This is a genomic window from Mesorhizobium sp. M8A.F.Ca.ET.181.01.1.1 (genome assembly GCF_004792025.1).
Lineage (GTDB): Bacteria > Pseudomonadota > Alphaproteobacteria > Rhizobiales > Rhizobiaceae > Mesorhizobium.
The window spans coordinates 47,390-63,397 of sequence record NZ_SRTV01000006.1 but is presented as its reverse complement, the minus strand read 5'-3'; the positions used below and the strand labels follow the sequence as shown (position 1 = coordinate 63,397).

Below are 16,008 nucleotides of genomic sequence, written 5' to 3'. Positions count from 1 at the left end.
CCTGATGAACATTCTCGAACGCTATCACGCCATGGAATACGGCCCGGCGCCGGAGGCGCGCAATGAAGCTGATGCCTGGCTCGCGGCGCGCGATTTCGGCAAGGCGCTGTTCATCGGCGGCGATTGGAAGGCGGCGAGCGGCGGCAAGACTTTCGAGACCAGCGAACCGTCTTCCGGCAAGTTGCTGGCCAAGATTTCGGACGCCAACGCCGCCGACATCGACGCGGCCGTCGCGGCGGCCACGAAAGCGCTGCCGAAATGGAGCGCCAGTTCGGGCTACCAGCGCGCGAAGGTGCTCTACGCCATCGGCCGCGCCATGCAGCGCCACCAGCGGCTGTTCGCCGTGCTTGAGACAATCGACAATGGCAAGCCGATCCGCGAGAGCCGCGATATCGACGTGCCGCTGGCGATCCGCCATTTCATCCATCACGCCGGCTGGGCACAGGCGCTGGACAGGGATTTCCTTGGCCACAAGGGTGTCGGCGTCGTCGGCCAGATCATCCCGTGGAATTTCCCGCTGCTGATGCTGGCCTGGAAGATCGCGCCAGCACTCGCGGCGGGCTGCACGGTGGTGCTGAAGCCGGCCGAATTCACACCGCTCACATCAATCCTGTTCGCCGAGATCTGCGAACGCGCCGGCGTCCCGAAGGGCGTCGTCAACATCGTCCAGGGCGGCCCGGAAGCAGGAGCGGCGATCGTCAACCATCCCGGCATCCAGAAGATCGCCTTCACCGGCTCGTCCGAGGTCGGCAAGATCATCCGCAAGGCCACCGCCGGCTCGGGCAAGAAACTGTCGCTGGAACTTGGCGGCAAATCGGCCTTCATCGTTTTCGAGGACGCCGATCTCGACAGCGCCGTCGAAGGCCTCGTCGACGGCATCTGGTTCAACCAGGGCCAGGTCTGCTGCGCCGGTTCGCGCCTCTTGGTACAGGAAGGCATCGCCGACGCCTTGATCGCCAAGGTCAAGACGCGGATGAGCCGGTTGCGAGTCGGCAGCCCGCTCGACAAGAACACCGATATCGGCCCGCTGGTCGACCTGACCCAGCTCGACCGCGTCAAGGGACTGATCGCCGAGGGTGCCCGGCAGGGCGCCGTCTGCTGGCAACCGGATGCAGCGCTGCCGTCCTCGGGCTATTATCACCTGCCGACGCTGGCAACGAGTGTTTCGCCGGCTAATATCCTTGCCCAGGAGGAGGTGTTCGGGCCGGTGCTCGCCACCATGACCTTCCGCAACACCGAGGAAGCGATCGAGCTCGCCAACAACACGCGCTACGGGCTCGCCGCCTCGGTGTGGAGCGAGAACGTCAACCTCGCCCTCCATGTCGCGCCACAGTTGAAGGCCGGCGTGGTGTGGGTCAACGGCACCAACATGTTCGACGCCGCCTGCGGCTTCGGCGGCTATCGCGAGAGCGGCTTCGGCCGCGAGGGCGGGCGCGAGGGCATGTTCGAATATCTCTCTGCAAAATTGCCGCTCGGTCCGGTCATCAAGCTGGCGACGTCGTCCGCTCAGCCCGTCGAACAGGCGGATGGCTCAGCCATCGATCGCACGGCCAAGCTGTTCATCGGTGGCAAGCAGGTGCGGCCTGACGGCAATTATTCGATTGCCGTCGCCACCGCCAAGGGGAAGCTTGCCGGCGAAGTCGGGCTCGGCAACCGCAAGGATATCCGTGACGCCGTTTCCGCCGCGCGCGCCTGCAAGGCCTGGCCGGAGGCAACCGCTTATAACAGGTCCCAGGTGCTCTATTACCTGGCCGAGAACCTTTCCGGCCGTGCCGGCGAGTTTGCCGCCCGCCTCACCGAACTGACCGGGGCCAACGCCAAGGCGGCGCGGGACGAGGTCGAACAGTCGATTGAACGGCTTTTCCTCTACGCCGGCCTCGCCGACAAGTTCGAGGGCCGGGTGCACCAGCCGCCGGCGCGTGCCGTGACGCTGGCGTTGCATGAGCCGGTCGGCGTCGTCGGCATCGTCGCGCCCGACAATCAGCCCTTGCTCGGCTTCATCTCGCTGGTCGCGCCGGCGCTGGCCATGGGCAACACGGTGGTGGCCGTGCCGTCGGAACGCCACCCGCTGCTGGCCACCGATCTCTATCAGGTCATCGAATATTCCGACGTGCCCGCCGGCGCCATCAACATCGTTACCGGCCGCACGGCGGAGCTTGCAGGCGTGCTGGCCAAGCATGACGACGTCGACGGGCTCTGGCTGTTTGCCGACGCCGACACCTGCGCCAAGGCGGAAGCCGACTCCGTCGGCAACCTCAAGCGCGTCTGGAGCGGCAATGGCCGCAGCCTCGACTGGGCCTCGGAAGAAGCCGCCGGTGACGCCTTGCTGCGCCGCGCCATCGAGGTGAAGAATGTCTGGGTGCCTTACGGCGACTGATGTTCGCACTTGGTGATCGCGTTCGGGCTTGACGCCCGGACGCATGTTCTTTAACGAGAAAAAACATCTTTATCAGTGAACTGGCACAGGCCGCACGATAGCGCCTGACTGGCACATGACGCCTTCGCCGGCCGCCGATAAAGGCAGTTGACCCAAGCAGGCGAGGAAAAGATATGGCGGATCTGGCAGGCAAGGTCGTTGTCATCACGGCGGCGGCGCAAGGCATCGGCAAGGCAAGCGCGCTGGCCTTCGCCAAGGCTGGCGCCACCGTCCATGCCACCGACATCAACGAGACGCTGCTGGCGGAACTCGCCAAGACCTCCGGCATCAAGACGCGCAGGGTCGACGTCCTCAATGACGAGGCGGTCAACTCGGCCTTCGCCGAGATCGGCCGTGTCGACGTGCTGTTCAACTGCGCCGGTTTCGTCCATTCCGGCTCGATCCTCGAGATGAAGGATGGCGACCTCGATTTCGCGCTCAACCTCAACGTTCGCGCCATGGTCCGCACCATCCGCGCCGTGTTGCCGGGCATGCTGGAGCGCGGCGACGGATCGATCATCAACATGGCCTCGCTGGCGAGCTCGACCAAGGGTGTACCGAACCGCTTCGTCTATGGCCTGAGCAAAGCCGCGGTCATCGGCCTGACCAAGGCGGTCGCGGCCGACTATGTCGGCAAGGGCATACGCTGCAACGCCATCTGCCCCGGCACGGTCGAGAGCCCTTCGCTGGAGGACCGCATGCACGCGCAGGGCGACTACGATGCCGCGCGTGCCGCCTTCATCGCCCGCCAGCCGATGGGCCGGCTCGGCACGCCGGAAGAGATTGCCGATCTCGCCGTCTACCTGGGCGGCGCCACCTACACATCGGGGCAGGCCTACAATATCGACGGCGGCTGGTCGATCTGAGCGCTGCCCGGAGACAATCGCGGGCACCGGGCGATCGGGTTTGGCGAAGGATCGGGAAGTCTGAAAATCCCGCTCGCCGGCTGTCAAAACAGGCTGCCTGCGCTTGTCGTGAAGCAGGCCGGTGGCTAGGGTCCGCCCGGTTCCGAAAGGGCTGATGCCTCGGCGGAGAGTTTGTAGAACGGCCGCGAGGCCGCAATCAGGAGAAGATGCATGAAACTGCTGCGCTATGGCGAGGTGGGAAGCGAACGTCCCGGCCTGCTCGATGCGGATGGAACGATCCGCGATCTCTCCGCCCATGTCGCCGATATCGCCGGCACCACGCTTCATCCGGCCTCGCTCGACATGCTGTCGAAGCTCGATGCGAAGTCGCTGCCGGCGGTTTCCGGCAAGCCTCGGCTCGGCGCCTGCGTGGCCGGTACCGGCAAGTTCATCTGCATCGGCCTCAACTATTCCGACCACGCTGCCGAAACCGGCGCCACCGTGCCGCCGGAGCCGATCATCTTCATGAAGGCAAGCTCGGCCATCGTCGGCCCCGACGATGACGTGCTGATCCCGCGCGGCTCGGAGAAGACCGACTGGGAAGTCGAGCTCGGCGTGGTCATCGGCAAGACCGCGAAGTATGTCAGCGAAGCCGATGCGCTCGACTACGTCGCCGGTTACTGCGTCTCACATGACGTGTCCGAACGCGCCTTCCAGGCCGAGCGCCAGGGCCAGTGGACCAAGGGCAAGAGCTGCGACACGTTCGGTCCGACCGGCCCGTGGCTGGTGACCAAGGACGAAGTATCCGACCCGCAGAATCTCAAAATGTGGCTGACCGTCAACGGCAAGACGATGCAGAACGGCTCGACCAAGACCATGGTCTACGGCGTCGCCTATCTCGTCTCCTACCTCAGCCAGTTCATGTCGCTGCACCCCGGCGACATTATTTCGACGGGCACCCCGCCCGGCGTCGGCCTGGGCATGAAGCCGCCGGTGTTTCTCAAGGCTGGCGATGTGGTGGAGCTGGGCATCGAAGGCTTGGGGCAGCAGAAGCAGACGTTTAGGGCTGACGTTTAAGTCAGCGATCCTTGCGAAGCTTGCGCCGCCCCTCATCCGCCTGCCGGCACCTTCTCCCCGTATAGTAACGGGGAGAAGGGAAGCGCTCCAGCGTTGGCGACCTCCTCTCCCAGTTTTTCACGGGGAGAGGATAAGGGTGAGGGGCAGCGCCGACCTACGCTGAAACACTACTTCAGCACCTTCCCATCAGCGCCAAACCGATAGGTCCTCCCCGGATCGGGCGTCGCATAAAGCGTGGCGCCGGGTTCCGCGTCGTAGACGCCGAAAATCCGCACGGTGATCAGCCCGGCCTTCTCGCAGTCGAGATAGAGATTGGTGTCGGCGCCGAGATGCTCGGCATGGACGACCGTGCCCTTCCAGGCGCCGGATTTCGGATCGACGGTCAGATGCTCCGGCCGCACGCCGATGCTCTTGGCTGTCTCGCCGAGGCGGGCGCCGTCGACGAAATTCATCTTGGGCGAGCCGATGAAGCCGGCGACGAACTCGTTTGCCGGCGAATTGTAGAGCTCCATCGGGCCGCCGATCTGCTCGATTTTTCCCGCGTTGAGCACGACGATCTTGTCAGCCAGCGTCATCGCCTCGACCTGGTCGTGGGTGACGTAGATCATCGTCGCCTTGAGGCGGCGGTGCAACTGCGCGATTTCCAGCCGCGTGTTGACGCGCAACGCGGCATCGAGGTTCGACAGCGGCTCGTCGAACAGGAACAGTTTCGGCTCGCGCACCACGGCGCGGCCGATGGCGACGCGCTGGCGCTGGCCGCCGGAGAGCTCCGCCGGCCGCCTTTCCAGGTACGGTTCCAGCGACAGCATGGACGAGGCGATGCCGATGCGGCGGTCGATCTCCGCCGCAGGGGTGTTCGCCTGCTTGAGGCCGAGGCCCATATTGTTTCTCACCGTCAGATGCGGATAGAGCGCATAGGTCTGGAACACCATGGCGATGCCGCGTTTCGCCGGCGGCGTGACGGAGACGTCCTCGCCATCGATCAGCACACGGCCCGAGGTCGAATCCTCCAGCCCGGCGATGACCCGGAGCAAGGTCGACTTGCCGCAACCCGAAGGGCCGACAAAGACGACGAACTCGCCATCCGTCACTTCGAGATCGATGCCCTTCAGCACCTCGACCGGCCCAAAGGCCTTTTTCACATTCTCGATATTTAGCGAGCCCACGGCTTCTTCCTGTCGTTAGAGTTTGACGGCTGCGCCGCTGCGAACGCTCTCGTCGGCGGCAAGGCAGACGGCGAGCGACCGCACCGCATCGTCCATGTGGCGGGTCAGGTCCAGGTCCTCGCGAATTGCCTTGAGGACAAAAGCCTGTTCGAGATCACACAAGTCCTGATGGCCGGGTTCGCCTTCCATCGACAGCATCTCGTCCGGCTTTAGGAACTTGCCGTCCGTGCCGGTCGCCGCACTGTGCAGGCGGATGGTCGAGGTTTTGGTGTGGGTGTCGATGTCGTCGGACTTCACGCCCTCCTTCATGACGATCGACACGCAGCCCTTGGGCGACATGACATCCTTCACAAAGAAGGCCGTCTCGGAAATCATCGGACCCCAGCCGGCCTCGTACCAGCCGACCGAACCGTCATCGAACAGCACCTGCAGATGGCCGTAATTGTACATGGAGGGCGCGACCTCGTCGGTCAGCCGCACGCCCATGCCGCGCACCTCGACCGGCTTGGCGTCGGTGATCTGCAGCATGACGTCGAGATAGTGCACGCCGCAATCGACGATCGGCGAGGTCGTCTGCATCAACTGCTTGTGCGTCTCCCAGGTCGGCCCTGAGGATTGCTGGTTGAGGTTCATGCGGAACACGTAGGGGCCGCCGAGCTTGCGCGCCTCGGCGATCAGCCTGATCCAGGACGGGTGATGGCGCAGGATATAGCCGATCACCAGTTTTTTGCCGTTGGCCTTGGCGGCGGCAACGACGCGCTTGGCGTCGGCCACCGTCGTTGCCAGCGGCTTTTCGACGAAGACATGGCAGCCCGCCTCGAACGCCTTCACCGCGTAGTCGGCATGGCTGTCGGAATAGGTGGCGATGCAGGCGACGTCGGGTTTTTCGTCACGCAACGCGTCGTCGAAGGAGCGTCTGATGCCATAGCCGGACAGCCCCTCCGGCAACGGCACGTCGGAACGGTTGATCAGGGCGGCGATCTCAAAGCCTGGATTGGTGTGATAGGCCAGCGCGTGACTGCGCCCCATATTGCCGAGCCCGGCGACGACGACACGAAGGGGTCTTTCTGAACTCACTTGACGGCTCCGGAAGTAATGCCGCGGATCAGCTGCCGCGAGAAGATGACGTAGAGGATCAGCACCGGCAGGATCGCCAGCGAGAGCGCGGCCAGGATGGCGTTCCAGTTGGTGACGAACTGGCCGAGAAAGAGCTGCGCGCCGAGCGTCACCGTCTTGGTCTCTTCGGACGGCGCCAGGATCAGCGGGAACCACAGATCGTTCCAGATCGGGATCATGGTGAAGACGGCGACCGTAGCCATTGACGGCCGCACCAGCGGCACTACCAGGCGGAAGAAGATGGTGTATTCCGACAGGCCGTCGATGCGGCCGGCATTCTTCAGGTCGTCGGAAACCTGCTTCATGAACTCCGACAGGATGAAGACGGCCAGCGGCAGGCCTTGCGCGGTGTAGACCAGGATCAGCGCCGTCAGCGTGTTGACCAGCCCGCTCGCCACCATCAATTGCAGGATGGCGACGGTGGCCAGCCGGATCGGGATCATGATGCCGAGCGCCAGGTAAAGCCCCATCAGCGTGTTGCCGCGAAAGCGGTATTCCGACAGCGCGAACGCCGCCATGGCGCCGAACAGCAGCACGAAGAACAGCGAGCCGACGGTGACGACGAGACTGTTCTGGAAATAATGGATGAAATCGCCCTGGCCGATCACCGTGGTGTAGCCGATCAGGTCGAAGGTTTTCGGCGTCGGCGGCGTCAGCGGCGCGCCGAAGATGCCGGCGCGCGACTTGAACGAATTCATGATCACCAGAACCACCGGGAAAAGCGCGATCACCGTGTAGGTCAACAGGATCGCGTGGGCGCCGATGGTGCGGGGGAGTGAACGGGTGGCGATGCTCATCTCTTGCCCCTCAGAACTGGTAGCGACGCAGGCGCGTCTGGATGAGGAAGAGGTAGACGCAGACACCGCCGAGGATGATCAGGAACATGATCGTGGCGATGGTCGCGCCCATGTTGGGGTCGCCGACCTGCAGCTGGAAGCCGAAGAAGGCGCGGTAGAGGAAGGTGCCGAGAATATCGGTGGAATAGTTCGGCCCGGCGAGCGCGCCTTGTGCCGTGTAGATCAGGTCGAAGGCGTTGAAATTGCCGACGAAGGTGAGGATCGAGATGATGCCGATCGACGGCAGGATCAGCGGCAGCTTGATCTTCCAGAACTGCGACAGTCCGGTGATGCCATCGCATTCAGCCGCCTCGATCACCTCGTCGGGGATCGACAGCAGGGCGGCATAGATCAGCATCATCGGGATGCCGATGAACTGCCATACCGACACCAGGCTGAGCGCGGTCAGCGCGTATTGCTCCTTGCCGAGCCACGGCGTGAACAGGCTTTTCAGGCCGACGAAATCGAGCAGATGCGGCGCCACGCCCCACAGCGGCGACAGGATCAGCTTCCAGGCGAAGCCGACGATGACGAAGGACAGAATGGTCGGCACGAAGATCGCCGTGCGGTAGAAGGCCGAGAACCGAAGCTTCGGGCTGGACAGGAGGGCGGCCAAAAGCACGCCGACCGGGTTCTGCACCAGCATGTGGATGATGAAGAACCAGACATTGTTCCTGAGCGCATTCCAGAAATTGACCGACCAGTTGGGGTCGCCGAACAGGGTGCGGAAATTGTCCAGGCCGACGAAGACCTGGGACTGGTCAACGTTGCGGAACAGCGAGAGCTGCAGCGTGCCGGCCAGCGGCAGGATCATGATCGCCGTATAGACGAGCACCGCCGGCGCCAGGAAGACGGCGATATGCCAGCGGAACGGTCTTTTCGGTCGTGTTTGTGCGGCCATGAGTTCGGTCCCCGCCGTCTCTCGGTTCAGACGATATGATGCTAGATGACGCCTCGATGCACGGCCCGAATGTTCTTGCCGGTGAGGCAACAACAAAGCCTGCGACTGGTCAGCCAGCCTTCCCCAACAAGAGCAAGGGTAAGGCCGAGAGGCGATGCCGACAATCGCTATCTGAACTGCCAGGTAGTCCGGAACCGGCCGGGCATGCGCCCAGCCGGCTCCGTTGCCTGAGCTCTTACTTCGCCGGATGATACCAGCTGTCGAGACCGGTCTGCAGCTTCTTGGCCGCGGCTTCGGGCGTATCGGTGCCGTTGATGACGTTGGCCGATTCAACCCAGGTCTCGTTTTCGAGATTCGGCGTGCCGCGCGACAGGATCTGGTAGGTCGAGCGGATCGTCGACTTGCACTTGCCGCGCCAGGAGACGAATTCCTGCGCCAGCGGGTCTTCCATCTTCACCGGCGCGGAGTTCAGGCTGAAGAAGCCCGGCAGCGCGTTGGCATAGATGGTGGCGAAATCAGGCGAAGCCACCCAGGACAGGAAGGTCTTGGCCGCGTCGGCGTGCTTGGAGGCTGCGTTCAGGCCCATGCCGATGTCGGTATGGTCCGAGATGTAGCAGGTGTCGCCCGCCTTCTCGACCGGCGGCGGGAAGGCGCCCATCTTGAACTGGGCCTGGGTGTTGAACAGGCCGATTTCCCACGAGCCGGCCGGGTAGATGGCGGCGCGGCCGAGCGTGAACAGGTTCTGGCTGTCCGGATAGGTCTGAGCCTCGAAGCCGTCGCCCAGATAAGGCTTCCACTTGGCCAGTTCCTCATAAGGAGCGACCCAGTCCTTGTCGGTCAGCTTCTGATCGCCCTTGATCAGTGCCGCGCGGCCGTCCTCACCCTTCCAGTAGTTGGGGCCGATATTCTGGTAGCCCATGGTCGCGGCTTCCCACAGGTCCTTGGTGCCCATCGCCATCGGGATGTAGGTGCCGTCGGCCTTGATCTTGTCGAGCGCGGCGAAGAATTCGTCGCGGGTCTGCGGCACCTTGATGCCGAGTTTGTCGAAGGCGTCCTTGTTGTAGATGAAGCCATGGATGACGGAGGCCATCGGTACGCAGAAGCTCGCCTTGCCGTCATCGGTCTGCCAAGCGGACTTGGCGACGGGCGAGAAGTTTTCCATGCCGGGCAGCGCCGAGAGATCGGCAAGGTTGCCCTTCTTGAACAGTTCGAGCGACTTGTCGAACGGGCGGCAGGTGATCAGGTCGCCCGCCGAACCGGCGGCGAGCTTGGCGCCGAGCGCGGCATCATATTCCGTCGGAGCCGATGGTGCGAACACCACCTTGATGCCGGGGTTCTTGGCTTCGAAGGCCGGGATCAGCTTGTCCTTCCAGATGGCGAGGTCGTCGCCGCGCCAGCTTTCGATGTTGAGCGTTACGTCCTCGGCGTGAGCCAGCCCGGCCGAGCCGAGAATGCTTGTGCCCAGAAGCAGTGCCGTCAGTAGTTTCGTTGTCATGCTCAGTCTCCCTGTTGACCTTTTTCAGGTTCCGTTTTGATGAGAACAGAGGCGTTGCGCCCCTTGCTCCCCTCGATTGCTGAAAGCGCCGGCCGCAGCTTCTGGCCGGTCCCTTCCAACAGTTTCTCGGCCGCGTCGGCGCTGTCGGCGCCGGCGGCAAGCAAAATGGCGGTCTTGACCGCGCCGCCGCTCTTTTCGAGCAGGCTGGCGGCCTCTTCCTGGCCGCGGCCGCTGACGGCGGCGACGATGCGCGCCGCCCGGTCGCGCAGCTTCATGTTGTCGGCCATGAGGTTGACCATGTAGCCGTCATGAACATGACCAAGATGAATGGCGGTCAGCGTCGACAGCATGTTGAGCGCGATCTTCTGCGCCGTGCCGGCACCCATGCGGGTCGAGCCGGCAATGACTTCCGGCGGGGTTTCGAGCAGGATGGCGGTGTCGGCCTGCCGCAGCAGAGCCGAACCCCTGTTGTTGGCAATGCCGATGGTGACGGCACCCCGTCGCCGCGCATCCTCGATGGCGCGCACCGCGTAGGGGGTCGTGCCGCTGGCGGAAAGCGCGATCAGGCAATCGCCCGCGCCGATGCCGGCATTGGCGACCGCGGTCGAGGCCTCCTCCGTATCATCCTCCGGCCCGCCGGCCAGTGTCTTGAATGCTTCGTCGCCGCCGGCGATCAGGATGGCAATGCGGTCGCGCTGGATGCCGAACGTGCCCGGCAGTTCCAGCGCGTCGGCCAGCGCCATCAGGCCGGAGCTGCCGGCCGCGGCATAGGCAAGCTTGCCGCCGCTGCTCAGGCAGCCGGCAATGATCTCGGCTGCCCTGGCGATGGAAGGAATGGCGTTGCGGACCACTTTCGCGGCCTCGACCTGCGCATCGGCCAGCGAGCCGAGGATCGCTTCGGGCGCCTGGATATCCAGCCCCTCGGCATTCCCATGCAGCGCTTCGGTGCGCATTTCGGCCATCCCAGTTCCTCCAATCCACAAACAATACCAAAAAAATACCACTTGTCCACACGCATTAACGAATTCGCGGACAGGGAATCGCTGAGCCGACGAATTACGCAAGTTTTTCAGTAAAATACGGCTTAATCTTTTTGAAACGGAAATTAACTCTTGGCTATTGGTATTTTATTGGTATTATCCGCCCGGAGGAGAAATCGCGTGAAATTCGTGCTCGGTATCGATGGCGGCGGCACCAGCTGCAGGGCCGCCCTGGCAACAGTCGACGGCGCCGTCATCGGCCGCGCCAAAAGCGGCGCCGCCAACATCCGCACCGACCTCACCGGCGCCCGCTCGAACATCGTCGATGCGGCGCGGCAGGCCTTCATCGCCGCCGGTCAGGATCCGGACCTGATCCCGCAAACACCCGCCATTCTCGGCCTTGCCGGCGCCAATGTCGGAACCTATCGGCAGCAGCTCGAAGCGATCCTGCCGTTCAGCACCAGCCGCGTCGAGACCGATGCCGAGATCGCGCTCGAAGGCGCGGTCGGTTCTGGTGACGGCGCGATGGCGATCCTGGGCACCGGCACGGCCTATATGGCACGCAAGAACGGCAAATCGCGCGCCATCGGTGGCTGGGGGTTCCAGGTCGGCGACCAGGGCAGCGGCGCCCGCATCGGCCGCGACCTGCTTGAACAGACATTGCTCGCGCATGATGGCGTGCGCCAGGCATCGCCGCTGACCGACAGCATGATGGCCGTTTTTCGCAACAATCCCGAGGACGTGGTCGAGTTCACCACCAACGCCAAACCAGGCGATTTCGGCGGCTTCGCGCCGAAAGTGTTCGAGCACGCGAAAAAAGGCGACATCGTCGCCAACTGGATCCTCGACAAGGCGGTCGCCGATGTCGAGGCATCGCTCGGCGCGCTCGACCTCGCGGCCGGCGCGCCGCTTTGCCTGCTCGGCGGGCTGGCGCCGCTCTATGCGCCGCGCCTGTCGGCGCGCTACCGCGCCCTGCTGAAGGAACCGCTTGACGATGCGCTAGGCGGTGCCGTTCAGATGGCGGCGCGTCTGTTCGCCAGGACGGAGGCCGCACGATGAGCGATGCCGCCGACCAGATCTTCGCCGCGCTCAAACAATCCTCGCAAAGCGGTGCGCCGCTTTACCTGCAATTGCGCAAAAGCATCGAGGACGCGGTCAATCGCGGCCTGATCGGCCCGGGTGACGCGCTGCCGTCCGAGCGCGACATCGCCACCAAGGCCGACATTTCGCGCGTCACCGTGCGCAAGGCGGTGCAGGACCTGGTCAAGGGCGGCATCCTCGTCCAGCGCCATGGCTCCGGCACTTTCGTGGCGCCGCGCATGGAACGCGTCGAGCAGTCGCTGTCGCGACTCACCTCCTTCACCGAGGACATGGCGCGGCGCGGCATGGCGGTGCGCTCCGCCTGGCTTGATCGGGGGCTCTACGCGCCCTCGCCCGACGAGATGATGGTGCTCGGCCTGTCGTCGAACGAGCTGGTGGCGCGCGTCGCGCGCCTGCGCATCGCCAATGACACGCCGCTGGCGATCGAACGCGCCTCGCTGTCGGCCAGCGTGCTGCCCGATCCGGCCGGCATCGGTTCCTCGCTCTACGCGGCACTGGAACTGACCGGCAACCGGCCGGTGCGCGCCGTGCAGCGTATCTCCGCCGCCAATCTCGGCGAGGGCGATGCGCGGCTGCTCGAAGTGCCGCCGGGTATTGCCGGCCTGCACATCGAGCGTATTTCCTATCTGGCGAGCGGCAAGGTGATCGAATTCACCCGCTCCATCTACCGGGGCGACGCCTATGATTTCGTCGCCGAACTTCGGCTGACAGGGCCGAGCGAAGAGGGCCGACCATGATCTCCAACACCACCCATATGCAGCGCGAGATCGAGGAAATCCCGCAAGCCGTCGCCCGCCTGCTCGACGGCTCCGGCGCGGTGCTGGCCGAGGCCGGGCGCGGCATCAGGGAACGCGACCCGCATTTCGTCGTCACAGTGGCGCGCGGTTCGTCCGACCATGCCGCCACCTTCATGAAATATGCCGTCGAGCTGACCGCGGGCCTTGCCGTCGCCTCGGTCGGCCCCTCCATCGCCTCGATCTATGGCCGCAAGCTGCGGCTTGAAGGCTCGGCGTGCCTGGCGATCTCGCAGTCCGGCAAGAGCCCCGACATCGTCGCCATGGCCGAAACCGCACGGGCCGGCGGCGCGCTGACCATCGCCGTCACCAACACCGCCGATTCGCCACTCGCGCGCGCCTCGGACTATGCTATCGACATACTGGCGGGTCCGGAGCGCAGCGTCGCGGCTACCAAGACCTTCATCAACTCCGCCGTTGCCGGTCTTGCCTTGATGGCGCATTCGACCGGCGACGAAGCGCTCCTCGCGGCACTTGCCCGCCTGCCCGAGCATTTCGGCAAGGCGATCGCCTGCGACTGGATGAGCGTGCTCTCCGAAACGATCGAGAAGCAGAAGTCGTTGTTCATTCTCGGGCGCGGGCCGTCGGCGGCGATGGCCAGCGAGGCGGCGCTGAAGTTCAAGGAGACGTGCGGCATGCATGCCGAGGCCTATAGCGCGGCCGAGGTCATGCATGGCCCGCTGGCGCTGATCGGCCCCGACTTTCCGGTGCTGGCGCTGGCCGCGCGCGACGCGTCCGAGCCCTCCGTCGCCGAAGCCGCCGACAGCCTGGCGGCCAAGGGCGCGCCGGTGTTCGTCACCTCGGCACTCGCCAATCGCGCCACGCGCCTGCCGCATGTCGCCACCGGTCACCCGCTGACCGATCCGCTGACGCTGATCGTCTCCTTCTACATGTTCGTCGAGGCTTTTGCCCGCCATCGCGGCCTCGACCCGGACGCGCCCCGCAACCTTCGCAAGGTGACGGAGACCGTATGAGCGACCGTTTTGCCCTGACCGGCGCCCGCATTTTCGACGGCGACGACTGGCATGAAGGTGCCGCCCTTGTCGTGCGCGACGGCCTTGTCGAAGCCATGCTGCCGCTAGGCGCAGTTCCCGGGGATATCCGTGCCATCGACATCGGCGGCGGCATGCTGGTGCCGGGCTTCGTCGATATCCAGGTCAATGGCGGCGGCGGGGTGATGCTCAACGACCATCCCGATGTCGCCTCGATCGAAACCATCTGCCGCGCGCATGCGCCGTTCGGCACGACGGCACTCCTGCCGACGCTGATCACCGACACGCCCGCGATCACCGCTGCAGCCATCGCCGCCGGCGAAGCCGCAGCGCTGCAAAAGGTGCCGGGCTTTCTAGGCCTGCATCTGGAAGGGCCGCATCTCTCGATCGCCCGCAAGGGCGCGCATGATCCGGCGCTGATCCGGCCGATGACGGACGCCGACCAGGCCATGCTGATGGCGGCGCGCCGGAAGCTGCCGGTGCTGCTCACCACGATCGCGCCGGAATCCGTCGACCCGGCCCGCGTCACGGCCCTGGCCAAGGCCGGAATCGTCGTCAGCCTCGGCCATTCGGATACGGGCCATGCCACGGCAAAAGCCTTCGCCGAGGCCGGCGCCAGTGTCGTCACCCATCTGTTCAACGCGATGAGCCAGATCGGCAATCGCGAGCCCGGGCTGGCGGGAGCCGCCCTCGACATAGGCACCTTGTCCGCCGGCCTGATCGCCGACGGCATTCATGTCCATCCGGCGACGATCAGGATCGCTCTCGATGCCAAGCAGGGGCCGGGCAGGATCGTGCTGGTCACCGACGCGATGGCGACGATCGGCACCGACATGACGTCGTTCACCCTCAATGGCCGCACCATCTACCGCAAGGATGGGAGCCTGCGGCTTGCCGACGGCACGCTGGCCGGCGCCGACCTCGACATGATCTCGGCTATCCGGTTCATGCACCGCACCGTCGGACTCGAGCTATCCGAAGCCTTGCGCATGGCTTCGCTCTATCCGGCGCAGGCGATCGGCCAGTCGCACCGGCTTGGCCGCTTCGCCAATGGCACGGCGGCGGACATCGTTGCGCTGTCGGGCGATCTTGGCATAGGAAGCGTCTGGATCGGCGGCGACAAGGTGTTCGAGGCTGCCGCTTCCCGCTGAGCGAGAGGGCATGCAGACAATCGATTGTGTCGTCGCCGGAGCAGGCGTCGTCGGCCTTGCCGTCGCCAGGGCGCTTGCCTTGTCGGGCCGCGAGGTGGTGGTGATCGAAAAGGCCGACGCGATCGGCACCGTCACCAGTTCACGCAATTCGGAAGTGATCCATGCCGGGCTCTATTATGCGCCCGGCAGCCTGAAGGCCCGGCTCTGCCTCGAAGGCCGCCGGCTTCTCTACGCCTACTGCGCCGAACACAATATCGGCCATCGCCGCCCCGGCAAGCTGATCGTCGCCAGCGAGCCAGGCCAGGCGGACGGGCTGCGGGCGATCGCGGCCAATGCCAGGCGCTGCGGGGTCGACGATCTTGAGTTTTTGACACGCGGCGAGGCCGAGCGCCTGGAACCGGCGCTGAGCTGCGCCTCCGCGCTGCTGTCGCCGTCGACCGGCATCATAGACAGCCATGCGCTGATGCTGTCGCTGCGCGGCGACGCCGAGGCATCAGGCGCATCCCTGGCTTTCCTCACTTGCGTTGCCGGCGCGACGACCGAAGCCGGCCGGATCCGGATCGACACGCGCGATGCCAATGGCGAGACCTTCGCCTTGGAGGCCGGCGCTTTCATCAACGCAGCGGGCCTCGATGCGCAGGCGGTGGCCGGCCGGATCGAGGGTTTTCCAAGGGACCTCATCCCCCGGCAGTGGCTGGCGCGCGGCAATTACTTCGCGCTTCCCGGGCAGTCGCCCTTTTCGCGGCTGATCTATCCGGTTCCGGTCGAGGGCGGTCTCGGCGTCCATCTGACGCTCGACCTTGCCGGCAATGCGCGCTTTGGTCCCGACGTCGAATGGATCGACAGCGTGGATTACACGGTCGACCCCGAGCGAAGCACTGTCTTCTACGAGGCGATCCGCAGCTATTGGCCTGATCTTGCCGATCATGCCCTGCAGCCGGCCTATGCCGGCATCAGGCCGAAGCTGTCCGGCCCGGGCCAGGCTTCAGCCGATTTCATGATCCAGGGTCCAGCCGATCATGGCGCGGGCCGGATCGTCAATCTGTACGGCATCGAGAGCCCCGGCCTGACGGCGAGCCTGGCGATCGCCGACCATGTCGTCGAACTCTTGTACACAAGCTGAACCGGCGTCCTCGCC

General features: G+C 64.8%; 14 protein-coding genes. 8 read left to right on the top strand and 6 right to left on the bottom strand.

Annotation, left to right across the window (positions count from 1 at the left end):
• Nucleotides 1-4: 4 nt before the first annotated feature.
• The 3 genes from EN824_RS21315 (at nt 5) to EN824_RS21305 (ending at nt 4,338) form a co-directional block, all read left to right on the top strand.
• The gene (locus EN824_RS21315; RefSeq protein ID WP_135932680.1) at nt 5-2,377 is read left to right on the top strand and encodes an aldehyde dehydrogenase family protein; all 2,373 of its coding nucleotides are present in this window, start codon (nt 5-7) and stop codon (nt 2,375-2,377) included.
• Nucleotides 2,378-2,550: 173 nt separating this feature from the next.
• The gene (locus tag EN824_RS21310) at nt 2,551-3,282 is read left to right on the top strand and encodes an SDR family oxidoreductase (protein ID WP_135932679.1); all 732 of its coding nucleotides are present in this window, start codon (nt 2,551-2,553) and stop codon (nt 3,280-3,282) included.
• Nucleotides 3,283-3,492: 210 nt separating this feature from the next.
• Nucleotides 3,493-4,338: a fumarylacetoacetate hydrolase family protein gene (locus EN824_RS21305; RefSeq protein WP_127275359.1), complete on the top strand. Its 846-nt coding sequence runs from the start codon at nt 3,493-3,495 to the stop codon at nt 4,336-4,338.
• Nucleotides 4,339-4,505: 167 nt separating this feature from the next.
• On the opposite strand, the gene EN824_RS21300 is transcribed toward EN824_RS21305, so the two are convergent.
• The 6 genes from EN824_RS21300 to EN824_RS21275 all read right to left on the bottom strand — a co-directional run bounded on the left by EN824_RS21300 (nt 4,506) and on the right by EN824_RS21275 (nt 10,814).
• A complete protein-coding gene (locus EN824_RS21300) occupies nt 4,506-5,504 on the bottom strand; it encodes an ABC transporter ATP-binding protein (protein ID WP_135932678.1) in 999 nt (332 codons plus the stop codon).
• Between the two features lie 15 nt (nt 5,505-5,519).
• The gene (locus EN824_RS21295) at nt 5,520-6,581 is read right to left on the bottom strand and encodes a Gfo/Idh/MocA family oxidoreductase (RefSeq protein WP_135932677.1); all 1,062 of its coding nucleotides are present in this window, start codon (nt 6,579-6,581) and stop codon (nt 5,520-5,522) included.
• Nucleotides 6,578-7,417 (bottom strand): carbohydrate ABC transporter permease, encoded by an 840-nt coding sequence (locus tag EN824_RS21290; RefSeq protein ID WP_135932676.1) that lies wholly within the window; start codon nt 7,415-7,417, stop codon nt 6,578-6,580. Before EN824_RS21290 ends, EN824_RS21295 begins: the two co-directional genes overlap by 4 nt.
• 10 nt (nt 7,418-7,427) lie before the next feature.
• On the bottom strand, nt 7,428-8,357 hold the full coding sequence (locus tag EN824_RS21285) for a sugar ABC transporter permease (RefSeq protein ID WP_127275355.1): 930 nt from the start codon (nt 8,355-8,357) through the stop codon (nt 7,428-7,430).
• A 235-nt stretch (nt 8,358-8,592) separates the two neighbouring features.
• The gene (locus EN824_RS21280) at nt 8,593-9,852 is read right to left on the bottom strand and encodes an ABC transporter substrate-binding protein (RefSeq protein ID WP_127871134.1); all 1,260 of its coding nucleotides are present in this window, start codon (nt 9,850-9,852) and stop codon (nt 8,593-8,595) included.
• A gap of 2 nt (nt 9,853-9,854) precedes the next feature.
• Complete coding sequence (locus EN824_RS21275) at nt 9,855-10,814, bottom strand: N-acetylmuramic acid 6-phosphate etherase (RefSeq protein ID WP_135932675.1); 960 nt, start codon at nt 10,812-10,814, stop codon at nt 9,855-9,857.
• 198 nt (nt 10,815-11,012) lie between these two features.
• Here EN824_RS21275 and EN824_RS21270 point away from each other — a divergent pair, with 198 nt between their 5' ends.
• From EN824_RS21270 to EN824_RS21250, 5 genes are read left to right on the top strand one after another with little or no spacing between them, the layout of a single operon-like run.
• Nucleotides 11,013-11,891 (top strand): N-acetylglucosamine kinase, encoded by an 879-nt coding sequence (locus EN824_RS21270; protein WP_135883820.1) that lies wholly within the window; start codon nt 11,013-11,015, stop codon nt 11,889-11,891.
• Complete coding sequence (locus tag EN824_RS21265; RefSeq protein ID WP_127275351.1) at nt 11,888-12,670, top strand: GntR family transcriptional regulator; 783 nt, start codon at nt 11,888-11,890, stop codon at nt 12,668-12,670. Before EN824_RS21270 ends, EN824_RS21265 begins: the two co-directional genes overlap by 4 nt.
• On the top strand, nt 12,667-13,701 hold the full coding sequence (locus tag EN824_RS21260; RefSeq protein ID WP_135930727.1) for an SIS domain-containing protein: 1,035 nt from the start codon (nt 12,667-12,669) through the stop codon (nt 13,699-13,701). Before EN824_RS21265 ends, EN824_RS21260 begins: the two co-directional genes overlap by 4 nt.
• On the top strand, nt 13,698-14,870 hold the full coding sequence (gene nagA / locus EN824_RS21255) for an N-acetylglucosamine-6-phosphate deacetylase (protein ID WP_135932674.1): 1,173 nt from the start codon (nt 13,698-13,700) through the stop codon (nt 14,868-14,870). The genes EN824_RS21260 and nagA overlap by 4 nt, the downstream gene beginning before the upstream one ends.
• 10 nt (nt 14,871-14,880) lie before the next feature.
• A complete protein-coding gene (locus tag EN824_RS21250) occupies nt 14,881-15,993 on the top strand; it encodes an NAD(P)/FAD-dependent oxidoreductase (protein ID WP_135862831.1) in 1,113 nt (370 codons plus the stop codon).
• The last annotated feature ends 15 nt before the right edge of the window (nt 15,994-16,008 follow it).

Bases quoted from the DNA above. Each gene is read 5' to 3' on its own strand.
- EN824_RS21290 (WP_135932676.1), bottom strand. From the start codon at position 7,417: ATGAGCATCGCCACCCGTTCACTCCCCCGCACCATCGGCGCCCACGCG.
- EN824_RS21250 (WP_135862831.1), top strand. From the start codon at position 14,881: ATGCAGACAATCGATTGTGTCGTCGCCGGAGCAGGCGTCGTCGGCCTT.
- EN824_RS21280 (WP_127871134.1), bottom strand. From the start codon at position 9,852: ATGACAACGAAACTACTGACGGCACTGCTTCTGGGCACAAGCATTCTC.
- EN824_RS21315 (WP_135932680.1), top strand. From the start codon at position 5: ATGAACATTCTCGAACGCTATCACGCCATGGAATACGGCCCGGCGCCG.
- EN824_RS21265 (WP_127275351.1), top strand. From the start codon at position 11,888: ATGAGCGATGCCGCCGACCAGATCTTCGCCGCGCTCAAACAATCCTCG.
- EN824_RS21310 (WP_135932679.1), top strand. From the start codon at position 2,551: ATGGCGGATCTGGCAGGCAAGGTCGTTGTCATCACGGCGGCGGCGCAA.
- EN824_RS21305 (WP_127275359.1), top strand. From the start codon at position 3,493: ATGAAACTGCTGCGCTATGGCGAGGTGGGAAGCGAACGTCCCGGCCTG.
- EN824_RS21275 (WP_135932675.1), bottom strand. From the start codon at position 10,814: ATGGCCGAAATGCGCACCGAAGCGCTGCATGGGAATGCCGAGGGGCTG.
- EN824_RS21260 (WP_135930727.1), top strand. From the start codon at position 12,667: ATGATCTCCAACACCACCCATATGCAGCGCGAGATCGAGGAAATCCCG.
- nagA (WP_135932674.1), top strand. From the start codon at position 13,698: ATGAGCGACCGTTTTGCCCTGACCGGCGCCCGCATTTTCGACGGCGAC.
- EN824_RS21285 (WP_127275355.1), bottom strand. From the start codon at position 8,357: ATGGCCGCACAAACACGACCGAAAAGACCGTTCCGCTGGCATATCGCC.